At 38.4% G+C, this 16,558-nt stretch carries 14 protein-coding genes and 1 tRNA gene; 3 read left to right on the top strand and 12 right to left on the bottom strand.

Annotated features, from left to right (window positions below):
* Positions 1 to 67: 67 nt before the first annotated feature.
* Together HNQ94_RS09870 and ptsP are read left to right on the top strand one after the other, a co-directional pair.
* Entirely contained in the window at positions 68 to 334 is a 267-nt protein-coding gene (locus tag HNQ94_RS09870) for a phosphocarrier protein HPr (protein ID WP_174496084.1), read from the top strand.
* 4 nt (positions 335 to 338) lie between these two features.
* Positions 339 to 2,051 (top strand): phosphoenolpyruvate--protein phosphotransferase, encoded by a 1,713-nt coding sequence (ptsP, locus tag HNQ94_RS09875; RefSeq protein WP_174496083.1) that lies wholly within the window; start codon positions 339 to 341, stop codon positions 2,049 to 2,051.
* Positions 2,052 to 2,259: 208 nt separating this feature from the next.
* Here the strand turns inward: ptsP and HNQ94_RS09880 are convergent, their stop codons facing one another.
* From HNQ94_RS09880 to HNQ94_RS09930, 11 genes are all read right to left on the bottom strand, one after another.
* Positions 2,260 to 3,165 carry an NERD domain-containing protein gene (locus HNQ94_RS09880; protein WP_174496082.1) on the bottom strand — a complete coding sequence of 302 codons (906 nt, stop codon included), beginning with the start codon at positions 3,163 to 3,165 and terminating at the stop codon, positions 2,260 to 2,262.
* A 198-nt stretch (positions 3,166 to 3,363) separates the two neighbouring features.
* On the bottom strand, positions 3,364 to 4,650 hold the full coding sequence (eno, locus tag HNQ94_RS09885; RefSeq protein ID WP_174496081.1) for a phosphopyruvate hydratase: 1,287 nt from the start codon (positions 4,648 to 4,650) through the stop codon (positions 3,364 to 3,366).
* A 14-nt stretch (positions 4,651 to 4,664) separates the two neighbouring features.
* Positions 4,665 to 6,206, bottom strand: a complete 1,542-nt coding sequence (gpmI, locus tag HNQ94_RS09890) for a 2,3-bisphosphoglycerate-independent phosphoglycerate mutase (protein ID WP_174496080.1) — start codon at positions 6,204 to 6,206, stop codon at positions 4,665 to 4,667.
* The gene (tpiA, locus tag HNQ94_RS09895) at positions 6,203 to 6,961 is read right to left on the bottom strand and encodes a triose-phosphate isomerase (protein ID WP_174496079.1); all 759 of its coding nucleotides are present in this window, start codon (positions 6,959 to 6,961) and stop codon (positions 6,203 to 6,205) included. Before tpiA ends, gpmI begins: the two co-directional genes overlap by 4 nt.
* Positions 6,962 to 7,008: 47 nt before the next feature.
* Complete coding sequence (locus HNQ94_RS09900; RefSeq protein WP_174496078.1) at positions 7,009 to 8,190, bottom strand: phosphoglycerate kinase; 1,182 nt, start codon at positions 8,188 to 8,190, stop codon at positions 7,009 to 7,011.
* A gap of 155 nt (positions 8,191 to 8,345) precedes the next feature.
* Positions 8,346 to 9,353 carry a type I glyceraldehyde-3-phosphate dehydrogenase gene (gene gap, locus HNQ94_RS09905; protein ID WP_174496077.1) on the bottom strand — a complete coding sequence of 336 codons (1,008 nt, stop codon included), beginning with the start codon at positions 9,351 to 9,353 and terminating at the stop codon, positions 8,346 to 8,348.
* A gap of 50 nt (positions 9,354 to 9,403) precedes the next feature.
* Positions 9,404 to 10,420, bottom strand: a complete 1,017-nt coding sequence (locus HNQ94_RS09910) for a sugar-binding transcriptional regulator (RefSeq protein WP_174496076.1) — start codon at positions 10,418 to 10,420, stop codon at positions 9,404 to 9,406.
* A 254-nt stretch (positions 10,421 to 10,674) separates the two neighbouring features.
* Entirely contained in the window at positions 10,675 to 10,920 is a 246-nt protein-coding gene (locus HNQ94_RS09915; protein WP_174496075.1) for a glutaredoxin family protein, read from the bottom strand.
* Positions 10,917 to 12,212, bottom strand: coding sequence for an RNA polymerase factor sigma-54 (gene rpoN / locus HNQ94_RS09920; RefSeq protein ID WP_174496074.1), 1,296 nt, complete (start codon positions 12,210 to 12,212; stop codon positions 10,917 to 10,919). Before rpoN ends, HNQ94_RS09915 begins: the two co-directional genes overlap by 4 nt.
* A gap of 228 nt (positions 12,213 to 12,440) precedes the next feature.
* Positions 12,441 to 14,807: an immune inhibitor A domain-containing protein gene (locus HNQ94_RS09925; protein WP_174496073.1), complete on the bottom strand. Its 2,367-nt coding sequence runs from the start codon at positions 14,805 to 14,807 to the stop codon at positions 12,441 to 12,443.
* 309 nt (positions 14,808 to 15,116) lie between these two features.
* Positions 15,117 to 15,188: transfer RNA gene (locus HNQ94_RS09930), tRNA-Arg, on the bottom strand.
* A gap of 424 nt (positions 15,189 to 15,612) precedes the next feature.
* Between HNQ94_RS09930 and clpP the strand changes: the two genes are divergently transcribed.
* Entirely contained in the window at positions 15,613 to 16,200 is a 588-nt protein-coding gene (gene clpP, locus HNQ94_RS09935; protein ID WP_174496072.1) for an ATP-dependent Clp endopeptidase proteolytic subunit ClpP, read from the top strand.
* Between the two features lie 94 nt (positions 16,201 to 16,294).
* On the opposite strand, the gene HNQ94_RS09940 is transcribed toward clpP, so the two are convergent.
* A complete protein-coding gene (locus HNQ94_RS09940; RefSeq protein ID WP_174496071.1) occupies positions 16,295 to 16,552 on the bottom strand; it encodes an HPr family phosphocarrier protein in 258 nt (85 codons plus the stop codon).
* Between the last annotated feature and the right edge of the window lie 6 nt (positions 16,553 to 16,558).

Below are 16,558 nucleotides of genomic sequence, written 5' to 3' on the forward strand. Positions count from 1 at the left end.
TTTACTTAGCAAGCCTTATGGCATAATAAACATAATAAAAACCAATTGGATATGGAGGAAATAAATAATGGTAGAACAAACATTCAAAATCACTTCTGCTGAGGGTGTTCACGCTCGTCCAGCAACACTTCTTGTACAAACTGCAGGGAAATTCAACGCTGATATTAACATGGAGTACAACGGTAAAAAAGTAAATTTAAAATCGATCATGGGTATTATGTCTTTAGGTATTCCAGCAGGATCCGAAGTAAAAATTACGGCTGAAGGTTCTGATGAAAAAGAAGCACTTAACACACTAGCAGAAAAGATCAAATCAGAAAACCTGGGGGAATAATTTTATGCAACAATTAGCGGGGATAGCTGCTTCAAATGGCATAGCCATTGCAAAAGTTTACCTACTAGAAGCACCAGACTTAACATTTGAAAAAACAGACATCGACAATCCCGAGGCAGAAATAGCTCGTCTTGAAAAGGCAATAGAAGTGTCAAAAGGTGAGCTTGAAAAAATTAAAGCCCATACGAAACAAAAATTAGGCGATGAGCATGCAGAAATTTTCTCTGCTCATCTTCTTGTTTTAAGCGATCCAGAACTAATACAACCAATTAAAGATAAAATCAACAATGAAAAAGTAAATGCGGAATCTGCCTTAGAAGAAACAGCTACCATGTTCATTAACATGTTCAAAAGCATGGACAATGAATATATGCGTGAGCGTGCAGCAGATATAGATGACGTTACAAAACGTGTCATGGCGCATTTATTAAATGTTACTTTCCCTGACCCAGCTCTAATTAATGAGGAAGTAATTGTCGTCGCTGCTGATCTAACTCCTTCTGACACAGCTCAGTTAAACAAAGAGTTCGTTAAGGGCTTTACGACAGATATCGGTGGACGAACTTCCCACTCCGCTATTATGGCTCGTTCATTGGAAATCCCTGCAGTTGTTGGAACGAAAAACGTGACAACAACTGTGAAAGATGGCGACTTCCTAATAGTAGATGGTCTAGAAGGTAAAGTAATCCTCAATCCTTCTGATGAAGAACGTCAAGCATATGAACAAAAACAAGCTGAATACGAAACACAAAAAGAGCAATGGGCGAAATTAAAAGACCAACAAACAGTTACAGCTGATGGCGTGCATGTAGAGCTTGCAGCAAACATTGGTACACCAGAAGATGTAGATGGCGTTTTACGCAACGGTGGAGAAGGCGTTGGTCTGTACCGTACAGAGTTTTTATACATGGGTAAAAGTAGCTTACCAACAGAAGACGAACAGTATGAATCCTATAAAGCTGTTTTAGAAAACATGGGAGACAAGCCAGTTGTCGTTCGTACACTTGATATCGGTGGCGATAAAGAACTGGATTACCTTGAGCTTCCAAAAGAACTAAATCCATTTTTAGGATTCCGTGCGATCCGTTTCTGTTTAGAGCGTGATGATATTTTCCGTACACAATTGCGTGCATTACTACGTGCAAGCATACACGGTAATTTAAAAATCATGTTCCCAATGGTAGCAACACTTCAAGAATTCCGTGATGCGAAAGCACTTCTTTTAGAGGAGAAAGACAACCTATTAAGCGAAGGTGTTCAAGTAGCTGATGATATCGAAATTGGTATCATGGTGGAAATCCCATCTACAGCAGTTATCGCAAAACAATTCGCCAAAGAAGTGGACTTCTTCAGCATCGGAACAAATGACCTAATTCAATACACAATGGCAGCTGACCGTATGAATGAAAAGGTATCCTACCTATATCAACCATACCACCCAGCAATCTTAAACTTAGTTAATAACGTAATCGAAGCAGCCCACGCAGAAGGCAAATGGGCTGGAATGTGTGGCGAAATGGCTGGAGACCCAATCGCAATCCCTATTCTACTCGGATTAGGACTAGACGAATTCAGCATGAGCGCAACATCCATTTTACCTGCTCGTACCCAACTACTTAGCCTGTCTAAAGAGAGAATCGCTTCTTATAAGGATGAGATTTTATCTAAAGGCACTGCAGAGGAAGTCGTAGAGCTAGTTAAATCGATTACAGAATAAAAGATTTAGGAGACCGACAGCATTGGCTGTCGGTTTTTTTTGTGTGATTTAGTGGGGTTGGGTGATATTTTTCTAATTTGGTTGATATATGGGGTAAATCGGTTGATTTATTTTAATTTTGGACGATAAACCTCAAACTTGGATGATATATTTAATTTTGCTTCAATTTTTCAAACGTTAGAACCCATTGCATGTAAATTTAATGATATTAGCAACTTATTAACGACTGATGGGCTAGGAATCCCCAGAAATTCACGACAATCTTTGTTCGTAATCTTTGGGCCGAAAAGGAGTAGATAGTCAGATAAAGTATATAGTAAGCCATAGTCCCCTTCCTATTACAATCAGGACATATATAAGCGCCCCCTCTGTTCCTTGTCATTGGGATGTAGAAACAATCCGGACAGTGAACTCCCTTCATCACTTCATTTTTGTGAATATTGTATTGTCTCAATATATCAGGATTGTGAGGAGTATGATTTTTACATAACCGATTAGATATTTTCTTTAACTCCTTAAAATCTATACTTTGTTTACTATAATAACTATGTAATTGTTCTATCTTGTATGGAAGATTCTGAGCTCGAATCACTCTCTGGTAGATTTCTTTACTGGTTGGGTTTGTTTCAATAACAGAAGATGGATTGCTTATAACGACTAATGTTTCGACAGGAATTTCGGTGAATTTATTATTTAATAACCAGTTTGTAAACTGGTCCTTTTGGCGTTTAACCTGTAAAAGAGGATCATTAAAAGCTTCTTTTTCATCATGTAAAGTTCTGACTAATTGGTGAAATTCAATGTCAAAAAATAATGTACCAACAATATTTTTCACCTCTAAAATAAGTGCAAAATTCTCAAATAAGATCAGCGTATCAAGTTGGAAATAACGACCAACTGTATCCACCAATCTTAAATCGTGAAGGATAATATAGTCTTTTATAGATAAAAAAGATAATTGGTAATCAAGCGACTTTTCTCCATGAAAGCCCGCTCTCATCTTAGCTATTTCCTCTTTAATTATGCTTTTCTTTTCATAATTTATCGGCAACCTTCTATATAATGCCTCTAACTTACTTAATTTTAATGGTTTTTCATGTTCCTTTTTAATCAAAATGGTGCACTCCCCGCTATTAACCAGTAATATCAACCGCTTTATACATTTATCAACTAAATATTAAAAATATCATCCGCTTTGGTCAACTTATCAACCAAATTAATTCATTTATCAACCAAGCTATAAAATCCTAAAACACCCAACAAAAACGAAAAAACGGCGCCCAATCGGACGCCGTTTTTCCATTTACATATTTTATTTTTTCAAGTTATAAAATGCTTCGTCACCAGCGTAGATGGAAGTATCACCTAGGATATCTTCAATACGTAATAACTGGTTATATTTTGCAACGCGGTCTGTACGGGATGGTGCACCTGTTTTGATTTGACCAGCGTTTGTTGCTACAGCGATGTCAGCAATTGTAGCGTCTTCTGTTTCACCAGAGCGGTGAGAGATGACAGCTGTGTAGCCAGCCGTTTTTGCCATTTCAATTGCTTCGAAAGTCTCCGTCAACGTACCGATTTGGTTTACTTTGATTAGGATAGAGTTACCTACACCTTCATCAATACCACGGCCAAGGCGTACTGTGTTTGTAACGAATAAGTCATCACCAACTAGTTGTACGCGATCGCCAAGACGTTCCGTTAATAGCTTGTGGCCTTCCCAGTCGTTTTCATCTAAACCGTCTTCAATAGAAACGATTGGGTATTTGTTAACAAGCTCTTCGTACCAATTAACCATTTCTTCGGAAGTACGAACAACGCCTTCCCCTTTAAGGTTGTATTTTCCATCTTCATAAAACTCAGAAGATGCAACGTCCATTGCTAATTTAATTTGTTCGCCTGGCTTGTAACCAGCTTGTTGGATTGCTTCCATAATAGTTTCTAGCGCTTCTTCGTTGGAAGATAGGTTTGGTGCGAAACCACCTTCATCACCAACACCTGTATTTAAGCCTTTAGATTGTAATACTTTTTTCAAGTTATGGAAAATTTCTGCCCCCATACGTAGTGCTTCTTTAAAGCTTGGAGCACCTACAGGCATAATCATGAATTCTTGAATATCTACGTTGTTATCGGCATGCTCCCCACCATTTACAATGTTCATCATTGGAGTTGGAAGTACTTTAGAGTTAAATCCACCTAAGTATTGGTAGAGCGGAAGTCCTACAAAATCAGCTGCAGCATGTGCTACGGCCATGGAAACACCAAGAATAGCGTTTGCTCCTAGGTTGCCTTTGTTTTCTGTACCATCTAACTCGATCATCAACTCATCAATGTCAACTTGGCGTGTGACATCATAGCCAATTAGTTCTGGTGCGATGATTTCGTTTACGTTTGATACAGCGTTTGTTACACCTTTTCCTAAGTAACGGTCTTTGTCACCATCGCGAAGTTCAACAGCTTCATATTCTCCAGTGGAAGCGCCACTTGGTACTAATGCAGAACCGAATGCGCCAGATTCTGTGTAAACTTCTACCTCAATCGTTGGATTACCGCGAGAATCTAAAACTTCACGTGCATAAATATCAGTAATGTATGGCATGTTTGTTCTCTCCTTTATTCTTTAATAATTAATGATTTACCAGTCATTTCTATAGGTTGCCCAATATTTAATAAGTCAAGCAAAGTCGGAGATAAATCACCTAAAATTCCATCATCTCTTAACTTTAAACCATCCTTTGTAATGATTAACGGAACTGGATTTGTCGTATGTGCTGTCATTGGTTTACCTTCTAGCGTCAATACTTCATCCGAATTTCCGTGGTCTGCAGTGATGATAACATGACCGCCTTTTTCAATGATCTTATCAACGATCTTACCTAAGCACTCATCAACCACTTCAATCGCTTGAATGGTAGGCTCTAATTTGCCGGAGTGACCAACCATGTCCGGATTTGCAAAGTTCAATATTGTTACATTATGTTTTTCTTGATCAATATCCTCTAACAAAGCATCCGTAACTTCATAAGCACTCATTTCCGGCTGCAAATCATAGGTTGCTACCTTTGGTGAATCAATCAAAATACGATCTTCACCTGGAAATGGCTCTTGTCTACCACCATTTAAGAAATACGTAACATGAGGGTACTTTTCCGTTTCAGCAATACGTAATTGCGTAAGCTCATGACTAGATAATACTTCCCCAAGTGTATTTTTTAAATGATTGGGACCAAAAGCTGTGTTTGCCTCGATGTCATCACTATATTGTGTTAACATGACGAAACGGACATCCTTTGGAGGATTTTCTCCTAAATCAAAGTCCGCAAATGCAGGATTCGTGAACGTTCTTGTCATTTGAATGGCACGATCTGGTCTAAAATTGTAAAAGATAACAGCATCTTCATCTTGAATCGTGGCAACCGGCTCCCCGTTCTCACGCGTAATAACAGCCGGTATAACAAATTCATCAAAAACCTCTTCCTCGTAAGAATCCTCAACCACTTGGTGTGGGTTTGAAAACTTCGGGCCTTCTCCATAAGCCATAGCCTTATAAGCCATTTCAATACGTTCCCATCGCTTGTCACGGTCCATGGCATAATAACGGCCTGAAATCGTCGCAAATTCTCCAACACCGTATTCTTTCATCTTTTCTTCCGTCAAGTTAATGTAAGTAGACCCGGTTTGTGGTCCAACATCACGGCCATCAAGAAAAGCATGTAAGTATACCTTTTCAATCCCTTGATCTGCTGCCATTCTTAGCAATGCAAATAAATGCTCAATATGACTATGGACACCGCCGTCTGACAAAAGTCCTAAGATGTGTAACGCTTTGTCCTTGCTCTTGACGTGATGAACAACATCCTTAAACTGCTCATTTTCGTAAAAGCTCTCATCATTTATCGAAAGGTTGATACGGCTTAAGCTTTGATACACAATACGACCTGCACCAATATTTAAATGACCAACCTCTGAGTTCCCCATTTGACCATGAGGTAGTCCAACAGCTTCACCGGAAGCCTCAAGAGTCGTATGTGGATATTGGTTCCAATATCGATCAAAATTAGGCTTTTTCGCCTGGCTTACTGCATTACCTTTCTCCTCATCCCTCAACGCAAAACCATCTAGTATAATCAAAGCTGCTAACTTATCTTTACTCATTTTGCTCCTGCCTCCACAAGTTTCAAGAAAGAATCAGACTCTAAACTTGCTCCACCAACTAATGCGCCATCAATGTCTGATTGCGCAAGTAATTCGTCCACATTAGCAGGCTTCACGCTACCGCCATACTGAATACGAACAGCATTTGCCGCATCCTCAGAAACAGCTACACTTACTACTTGGCGAATGTGTGCACATACTTCGTTTGCATCCTCAGAGGAAGCTGTTTTACCTGTTCCAATAGCCCAAATTGGTTCATAAGCAATAACGACTTGTTTTACTTGATCATCTGATAAACCTTCTAACGCAGCTTTCACTTGTGTTTCCACATGTGTTTTCGTTTCGTTATTTTCACGTTGCTCTAACGTTTCCCCTACACATACGATAGGTATTAAGCCATGAGCAAATGCTGCTTTCGTTTTTTTGTTTACCGTTTCATCTGTTTCATTAAACATTTCACGGCGCTCAGAGTGACCAATTACAACATATTCCACACCTAAGTCCTTTAACATGACTGGACTTACTTCACCTGTAAAAGCTCCATTTTCTTCGTAGTGCATATTTTGAGCGGCAACTTTTACATTTGTACCTTTCGCCTGTTGCACAAGTGCTGGTAAAGCAATATAAGGTGCACAGATTACACTTTCTACTTGATTGGATGCAGGTACCTTATCTTTTACATCATGTAAAAATTGCTCCGCTTCCGAAACAACTTTATTCATCTTCCAATTTCCCGCAATAATTTTCGTGCGCATATTCTCACCTCTTTAAATATTTATCCAGATTAGACCGGTAAAAAACATTATTTATCGTTTAACGCAGCTACACCTGGAAGCTCTTTTCCTTCCATAAACTCTAGGGAAGCACCGCCACCTGTAGAGATGTGATCCATTTGTTCCGCATAGCCGAATTTTTCTACAGCAGAAGCAGAGTCACCACCACCAATAACTGTGTAGCCTTCTGTTGCTGCCATTGATTCCGCAACACCTTTTGTACCGTTCGCAAAAATTTCGTATTCGAAAACTCCCATTGGGCCGTTCCAAATCACTAACTTAGAAGCTTTAATGACTTCATCGTATTGCTTTCTCGTTTCTGGACCAATATCTAAACCTTCCCAATCAGCTGGAATTTCCTCAATCGGTACGATTTTTGTATTGGCCTCTCTAGAAAAGTCATCTGCAACGACAACATCAACAGGCATATAAAACTTTACACCTTTTTCTTCAGCTTTTTTCATAAATTCATTAGCTAAGTCGAGTTTATCTTCTTCTAGTAAAGACTTTCCGACCTCATACCCTTTTGCTTTTACGAATGTGTAGGCTAATCCACCACCGATAATGAGGTTATCCACTTTATCTAGTAGATGATTAATTACACCAATTTTATCCTTCACTTTTGCCCCACCAATAATTGCCGTAAATGGGCGTTCCGGTTGTTCTAATGCGCTTCCTAAAACTTGCAGCTCTTTTTCCATTAAGAATCCGGCTACAGCAGGGATATGTTTTGCAATTCCTTCTGTTGAAGCGTGTGCACGGTGAGCAGCACCAAATGCATCATTCACGTACAAGTCAGCAAGCTTTGCAAATTCCTTTGCTAGTGCCTCGTCATTTTTCTCTTCGCCTGGTTCAAAACGAACATTTTCCAGTAGTAAAACATCCCCGTCTTTCATTTCGGAAATGGCTTTTTCTACTTCTGGACCATAAACTTCATCTGTCTTTGTTACCGTTTGATCTAAATAATCGCTTAATTTCTGAGCTACTGGATCCAAACGAAGATCCTCTACTGCTTGCCCTTTTGGTCGTCCTAGGTGACTTGCAAGAATAACTTTTGCGCCTTCATTAACCAAATAATCGATCGTTGGCAACGCAGCTTTTATTCTCGTCTCATCCGAAATAACACCCTTGCTCATTGGGACATTAAAGTCAACTCTGCAAAACACCTTTTTACCTTTTACATCAACATCACGGATTGACTTTTTGTTCATAATCAGGTTCCTCCTTGTGTTAGGAATAAAGATGAAAGTGTAAGTTTTCATTACTGTGTGGCCTATATCCCTTATGTATCAAAAGGTAAATAAACACCATAAGGAGGAGGGGGCCGCCCTTCCTCCTTACTTGTTATATTTTTCCTTCAATTGTATTATAATCCTTTGTTAGCAATATATACAGCTAAGTCTACACAACGGTGTGAATAACCAGCTTCATTATCGTACCAAGAAATAACTTTTACTAGGTTATCTTCTAATACCATTGTTGACATACCATCAATAGTAGAAGAAGCTGGACTTCCATTGTAGTCACGAGAAACTAGTGGAAGCTCAGAGAACTCAAGAATTCCTTTTAGATCACCTTGTGCTGCTTCTTTAAGTACTGCATTCACTTCGTCTACCGTAACGTTTTTATCAAATTCAGCAACTAAGTCTACAAGAGAAACGTTAGGTGTAGGTACACGCATTGCCATACCATTCAATTTACCTTTTAACTCAGGTAGTACTAGAGATACTGCTTTTGCAGCACCAGTAGTTGTTGGAATGATGTTTTCAGCTGCTGCACGAGCACGACGATAATCTTTATGTGGTAGGTCTAGAATTTGTTGGTCATTTGTATACGAGTGAACAGTTGTCATCATACCACGTTTTAGACCAAAATTATCGTGAAGTACTTTTGCCATTGGTGCTAAACAGTTAGTTGTACAAGAAGCATTTGAAATAACATGGTGGCTTCCTGCATCATATTTATCTTCGTTAACACCCATTACCAATGTTACGTCTTCATCTTTAGCTGGTGCAGAAATGATTACTTTTTTAGCTCCTGCATCAAGGTGTTTTTTCGCATCTTCACGTTGAGTAAAGCGGCCAGTAGATTCAATGACGATATCTACTCCTAAATTACCCCACCCTAAGTTTGCTGGATCTCTTTCTGTTAAAACTTTAATTGTTTTTCCACCTACAACTAAATCAGAACCGTCTACGGAAACCTCTTGATCTAACGTTCCATGAACAGTGTCATATTTAAGAAGATGTGCTAACATTTCTGCATCTGTTAGATCGTTAATTGCAACAACCTCAACCTCACTATTTTTCAAAGCTGCACGGAAAACCATTCTTCCAATACGACCAAAACCATTAATACCAACTTTTACTGCCATTTATAATTCCTCCTTAAATAATAGTTAATTTTATCATTTATGTGAAAGGGTTATCCCTTTACTAACTTTATCGCTGCTGCCTCATCTGTAATAAGGACATTACTTTTTCCAAGCTTAAAATAAGACTCTATTGCATCTGCCTTGGAAGCTCCACCAGCAACTGTAATGACATGGGCAATGCTTTCTAAATCTTCAAGTTGTAGCCCAACAGTTCGAACCTTATGTACAATTTGACCACTTTTATCAAAATAATACCCAAATGCTTCGCCAACTCCATTAGACTTTTTAATTTGGTCTAATTGATTCTTGGACATTTTCCTCCGCTCAGCCATTGTCATTGCTTCACCAATACCATGAATGACAATATCAGCATTTTGAATGTACTCCGTCACTTCTTTTACCACAGGCTCCTTAATAATAGAACGATAGGAACTTTCGCTTATCGGGTCAGGTACATAGAGTAATCGATAATTACCTTTTGCTTTACGAGCCATTTCCACACAAATAGTATTCGCTTGATTTTCAACTTGCTCACCTAGCCCACCTCGTGAAGGAACAAACAAGCAATCTTTATTTTCCATTGGGATCATTTCATCTGCTATCGCAGACATGGTCGAACCACCTGTAACGGAAATAATCATATTATCTTTTATTATTCGCTTTAGGAAATGGACACATGCTTTTCCTAACTCTTGTTTTACCCCTAAATCGATATCACTATTACCTGGAACAACAATTACTTTACGCAAATTGAATTTTGTCTTCAATTTTTGTTCATACACTTCCAAACCAGAAAGTTCTTTCATAATGTTTGTCAGTTGATCCAATAATTTTGTTCCTTCAGACGTTAGTAGCATGCCCTTCGTCGTAATATCTACTAATCCCTCTTGCTGAAAAAATTCTACTTCTGTACGGATTAATCTTTCCGAGTAGTTTGTTTCCTCCGCAATACTTCGTCGACCAACAGGTTGCAGCAAGTGAATGATTTTCAATAACTGGAAACGTCGATCAATAATTTCCATTAGATCAGGGAACAATTTTTGTTGTACAGCAATTAACTCACGCATCGAATAACCCCTTTGTTTCATTCTTATCGGGATTACTTTCGTCCCGGCATGGCTTATTATGTCCCGGTGAGTCCAAAAAAATACTCGAACATGAATTTCATTTTTTTAAAAAACGGGACTATCGCCAGCCTTAATGGCGAAATCATTTGCTTTTTCTACTATAATCCCTTAACAGAGTTAGCATCCACCAAGTGAGAATAGTTTCATTCCTATTCGAGTTTATTTTAACAACCTTGTTTGAAATATGCAACGAATTAAACCATTTTGTCAAAAAGATTTCTTAATTCCATATAGTCTATTTCCGATCCATCTAGTTGAACCCCTTTATATTCTACAACTGGAATGGAAATTTGATACTTTTCAAGTAGTTCGTCATCTTTATATATGTCTTTTTCTACTATTTCAAAATGGTACGTATTTTGGAAAACCTGTAACAAAGCCCTTGCTTCATCACATAAGGGGCATTTTTCCTTCGTATATAATATAACTTCATTTGTCATGATTGGTATCTCCTTTTTCTTTGAGCTGAAGAAGGGATGAACAATTCCATTCGGTATTTTGCCACTGTTCTTCTAGATATGTGAATATCATAGTCTTGCTTTAACTGTTCGGCAATAATTTGGTCTGATAAAGGTTTCGCCTTACTTTCCTGCCCAACTAATTCCTTCATAATAACTTTAATGGAATGACTACTAACAGTACCTCCACTTTTTGTCGATATGCCCTGTTGAAGAAAAAACTTAACTGGATACACCCCATGCGGAGTCTGGATATATTTCCCTTTTATCGCTCTGCTAACCGTGGATACATGCAAATTCACTTCCTGAGCAATTTCCTTTAACGTTAAAGGTTGTACTATTTCAGGACCCTTCTCAAAAAATAAAACTTGGTTCTTCACAATAGTGGAAAATACTTTACCCATCGTTTCATACCGTTGATTTACTGCTTGTTTTAACCAATTACCACTTTTGATATAAGAAGATACAAACTGCTTATCTTTCTCTTCCATTCCTTCCACTTGAAGATAGTGTTCATTCACTGAAATTTTAGGACTATTCCATTTAGATAAATACACACGCCATAATCCTTGCTCCAATAGAACTTCCCCATCAGGTATAACATAATCAGATTTACTACTAGTCATCAGAAGACCTGGTCTTGGGTTACAAGATTGTATCTCCTGTAACACTTGTTCTATTTCTATAGAAGAAAGCTGATATTTCTTTTTTATCGCTTCTTTACGAAAATCTGCTACCCATTCTATATGATGAGTGATTAAATCAATCGCCACTTCATTTGGATTGGAGCTTGCCGATAATTGTAGCAACAAACACTCCTGTAATGATCTAGCTCCAACCCCAATTGGGTCAAGGCCTTGAATAATGTGAAGTGCCTGTTCCACATCGCCCTCCTCTTGTTGTACTGCCTCAGCCCATTCCGAAAGAGTTAACGTCAAATACCCATTGTCATCTAATGAATCAATACCAAACTCAACTATACCTTTCAATCCTTTTGGTAAATCTTTATTAATCAACTGATCCTTTAAATAAATTCTAATATTTTGTTCTTCATTTGTATAATAGCTTTCATCAAAATCACCCGCTCCACTTTGAGGGGGGTAATAGGAAGAGTGGACATTTGTTTCCACTTCTAAAAACGGGTTCTCCTTCACTTGCTCCTGCAAAAACTGATGCAGCTGTTGTCCATTATATTGTAAAAGTTCTATCGCCTGACCTAGTTGTTGTGTTAACTTCCACGTTAATTTCTGCTCTTGTGTCAGTTTTTGCTTCATATATGCCCCTCCCACACTCTTTATATGTCTATTCTAACAAAAAGTCAGCACAAAATTTGCAGGAAGTTTTATGGTAATAGCATTTATCAACCAAATTTGTCATATATCAACCGATTGTGGAAAATGTCGACCAATATGAAAATATATCAGCCAATTTTAAAACCTTATCAACCAACATCGCAAACACGAAAAAACCCTCCACTCGGGAGGGTTTTCTACTAAAAACTATTATTTAAAGATTAACACTTTACCAACTGTTCCATCTGCGCTCTCTCCAACGACACGGAATTTTAATCCTAATTCTGGAACATTACGTCCAGCATCTACTAGACCTGGATTACTCCAGTCAGCACTGTCATCGAACAACGGTGTACGTTGTGTGAAATTATCCTTCATTGTAAATTGTCCAGGATAATCCAGGAACATTTTTTCTGTTTTATTTAAGCTAAATGCTGCATCGTGTACTTGGTAACGAGTGGAACCTACTGCTCCATCACTCCAATATAGTGTATGCTGGTCAGCATCAACTACTCCAAGGTAACCGTCACCAGGATGATCCCCAGTCCAGTTATTGTCATACGCATTATCTACGTACCAAACAACAAGGCCCGGATCAAATGACATTAACGTAGTGCCACGACGAATGTTTGCAAGCCCTTCGTCGACACCATTATGGGATCTCCACTCTAATAAATAGTAATGCTCAGAGTAGAATTTACCTTCGTCCTTCTTGAATCCATCGAATGTAAATGCAGATTCACCTTCTGCATCGTCAGAAACTACTACACTACCATCTACAGTTACCACAACATCATCTACATAGAAACCAGGGTTTGCTACGTAACCGTCTGTCCAATAGTTAAATTCCACTTCTACTTCTTGGCCAGCGTAAGCACTTAAATCAAAAGTAGCTTCTACCCAATCTCCATTAGTAGAACCAGTAATACCATGACCAGGGTTTTGATCATAAGGATTTTCTGTTGTTGTGATATTCCCTTCAACAGACTCTCCATTCACTTTCACAGAAGCATAATCCCAATCTACTTCAATATCATACCAAGTTTGGAAAGTAAGCTCTGCACTTGTTGCATTTGATAAATCCACAGTAGTCGTCATAGAGTTATCAAGGTTATTTCCACTTCCACTAAAGTACTCATATGTTCCACTATAAGGTGTGTTCACACTATTCGCTTTATCTGGTAGATTGATACGAACAGCATCGTTGTTTACACCTTTCGTTACACCTTCATCTAGAAGTACTTCAACACCTTCACTTGTCACATCATCAGCATTGATAGTTGTACCTGTTAACCAGTTACCACCATGAGCTGCCTGTAAAAATTCTTTTGCATATGGGCTAAATCCGGTTGGCTCTGTTCCACCAATTTTTCCTGCCCAGCTACCACTTGACATGATAGACCAGTAGGAAACAGGTTCACCTGCACCAGTATATTGTGTATCATATTCATCTGGTAAACCTAAATCATGACCAAATTCGTGAATGAATACACCAGCTGCCCCATCTTCCGGTTCAATTGTGTAATCATAAGCACCTAGTAAACCACCAAAACGATCACTATTTGAAGTCCCACCTGGTACTGCTGTTAGTTGACCTAGGTTCCAACGGTGAGACCAAATTGCATCTCCACCTAATGATCCACCACCAGCTTCTTCACCAACACCTGCATGGATAACCATTAAGTGGTCAATGATTCCGTCTGGCTCATTATAAACGCCATCACCATCATAATCATCGCGATCCCAAACATCATATTCACTTAAGTTCACGTTAGGATCTTGTCCAGCCTTCTTAAGAGCTTCATAGACTAACTGACGTGGGCGTGCATCGTTACCATCTGGGGTTGGGTAGTTTCCACCGTAATAAGCTGCAGGATGATCAGCAGTGTACCAACCAGCTACCGTACCATCAACTGTATAGCTTCCACCAGATTGTTTTTCATAGTATTGTTTCATAGAAATGAAGTTTTCGCCGTTAGGACCTTCATATCCATTATCACCAAAAATCATATTTTGGAAATGTTCATGTGTATATTCATCATAATACATATCTGTTTCCTCTGGAGTAATAGAGCTTTTCGGATAATCAGGGAAATCAATCGCAAGTACTAAAACCTTATCTTTACGAACTTCTCCTTCATACGTTTCCTCAACTACAGAGTCGACAGTATTTTTCTTAGCTTGTCCAAGCTTATTGCCTTTTCCATTTTGTAACCCATTCACATTCACTTGTTTTTCTTTCAAAGGTTGTCCAAGGCCTTCCGGTAATTGATCCTTTGTTTTACTAGCATTAGATGCTTTCGCTTTTAGGAAAGTCTTTAGAGCCTGTTCTGCTTCAGCAGGTGAAGCATCCACTGCAACCTTCCCCTGATCCTTTAACATCTGAATGAGTCGCTCATCATTTGCAACCCCAAGATCAAACGGGCCTCCATGATTATGTACGTGCTTCGCATGCTCTACATGATCTTGAACAGATGAGAAATCTGATACAGATTTCTGTACAGCAAAGCTTGTTGTCGGACCAACCGCTAAAGCTAAAGCTAGTACGGAAGTTAACACTTTACTCTTTTTCTTCAAACCAATTCCTCCCCAAAATTTTTCTTGTTGCAACTTTTCGTCTTCGTTTCCTAGGAAAAAACGTTGTAATTATCACTATAGTAATAATTTTCAGAATCTTCAACATGAAATTGTTACCAACAGCAAAAATGAGCTGAAATGCTTATCGAATAAAGTGTGAAAATGATGAAAGCACTTCTAATTACGCGGGTATAAAGTTCTATTTTGTGTAAAAAGAAAAGAATATCCAGTATGTCAGAAAACAAAAAAAGCTCAAGAACATTAAATGTTCTTGAGCTTAATTTAATTAAAACTTCAACGAAAAAATAACGCCCTCGGAGGGAATCGAACCCCCATTACAAGAACCGGAATCTTGCGTGTTATCCTTTACACTACGAGGGCATATGTTAAGTAAAACGATACCTAGGCACTTTAAAACGGCATGTTTTATTATACTTATGTAATCAATAAAACGCAAGTATTCATCGGTTATTTTAAACGCAATAGTTTTTATCAGAAATCATTTAAATCAGTAGGTTTAACGGTATATACTATAAAAATTTAGGCTATCATATGGAGGTACATAAAGAGTGTTGTCAGATAGGTTCGTTTTTACATAGAAATACTGCACGTTTCTTACTTTCACTATTCGTTTGCTTAATCAACCATTACACACTAGTTTAACGATCCGATAACAAGGGAATAATGGCCATTACAACGAATATAGTAAAGTATGGAAAAGTAAGTTCTTTTGTTTGACCTTTATTGACCAACTATGTATGATAAGGTTATTAGAAGATATTTTATATTTTAAGGAGGAGTTTCCATGAATTTAATCCCAACTGTCATCGAACAAACGAATCGTGGCGAACGTGCTTATGATATTTACTCTAGACTACTAAAGGACCGCATCATTATGATTGGTAGCGGTATTGACGATAATGTAGCAAACTCTGTTGTTGCGCAAATGCTATTTTTAGCAGCAGAGGATCCTGAAAAAGACATATCTATTTACATTAACTCACCAGGTGGTTCCATTACAGCTGGTATGGCTATTTATGATACGATGCAATTCATTAAGCCTGATGTTTCTACTATTTGTATCGGTATGGCTGCTTCTATGGGGGCGTTCCTACTAGCTGCAGGCGCAAAAGGTAAGCGTTATGCACTTCCAAACAGTGAAGTGATGATCCACCAACCATTAGGTGGAACACAAGGTCAAGCATCAGACATTCAAATTCACGCAAAACGTATTATCGAAATGCGCGAAAAATTAAACCAAATTTTATCAGACCGCACAGGTCAACCACTTGATGTCATTGAGCGTGATACAGATCGTGATAATTTCATGTCCGCTCACAAAGCATTGGAGTATGGATTAATTGATAAAGTAATGGAACATAAAGCAGACTAATAATCTAACCAAAAAGGAGAAACCCTTATTATACTTGGGTTTCTCCTTTTCTTGTGTCAACATGCTCAATTGCTCACATTCAAAACCAAAAAAATTATTGCTCTTTTGATACGAAGGCAGTTAGTTCGCTAATAACGTCCTCTTCATCTGCTCCATCAGCAACTAATAGAATTTCTTCTCCAGTACCTACCGCAAGACTCATTAACCCCATAATACTCTTTGCATTTACTCGCTTATTGTCTTTTTCTAAAAACACATTTGATGAATAGCGATTTGCTTCTTGCACAAACTTCGCAGCTGGCCTAGCTTGTAATCCTGTAGTTAAGTTCACCGTAATCTTTCTCTCTATCAAGATAAC

The organism is Salirhabdus euzebyi, from assembly GCF_014207435.1.
GTDB lineage: Bacteria > Bacillota > Bacilli > Bacillales > Alkalibacillaceae > Salirhabdus > Salirhabdus euzebyi.

What these genes read in the sequence shown, in the direction of transcription:
- gpmI (WP_174496080.1), bottom strand. Translation starts at nt 6,206, where the DNA reads ATGAGTAAAGATAAGTTAGCAGCTTTGATTATACTAGATGGTTTTGCG.
- eno (WP_174496081.1), bottom strand. Translation starts at nt 4,650, where the DNA reads ATGCCATACATTACTGATATTTATGCACGTGAAGTTTTAGATTCTCGC.
- ptsP (WP_174496083.1), top strand. Translation starts at nt 339, where the DNA reads ATGCAACAATTAGCGGGGATAGCTGCTTCAAATGGCATAGCCATTGCA.
- rpoN (WP_174496074.1), bottom strand. Translation starts at nt 12,212, where the DNA reads ATGAAGCAAAAACTGACACAAGAGCAGAAATTAACGTGGAAGTTAACA.
- HNQ94_RS09870 (WP_174496084.1), top strand. Translation starts at nt 68, where the DNA reads ATGGTAGAACAAACATTCAAAATCACTTCTGCTGAGGGTGTTCACGCT.
- clpP (WP_174496072.1), top strand. Translation starts at nt 15,613, where the DNA reads ATGAATTTAATCCCAACTGTCATCGAACAAACGAATCGTGGCGAACGT.
- tpiA (WP_174496079.1), bottom strand. Translation starts at nt 6,961, where the DNA reads ATGCGCACGAAAATTATTGCGGGAAATTGGAAGATGAATAAAGTTGTT.
- gap (WP_174496077.1), bottom strand. Translation starts at nt 9,353, where the DNA reads ATGGCAGTAAAAGTTGGTATTAATGGTTTTGGTCGTATTGGAAGAATG.
- HNQ94_RS09915 (WP_174496075.1), bottom strand. Translation starts at nt 10,920, where the DNA reads ATGACAAATGAAGTTATATTATATACGAAGGAAAAATGCCCCTTATGT.
- HNQ94_RS09900 (WP_174496078.1), bottom strand. Translation starts at nt 8,190, where the DNA reads ATGAACAAAAAGTCAATCCGTGATGTTGATGTAAAAGGTAAAAAGGTG.
- HNQ94_RS09910 (WP_174496076.1), bottom strand. Translation starts at nt 10,420, where the DNA reads ATGCGTGAGTTAATTGCTGTACAACAAAAATTGTTCCCTGATCTAATG.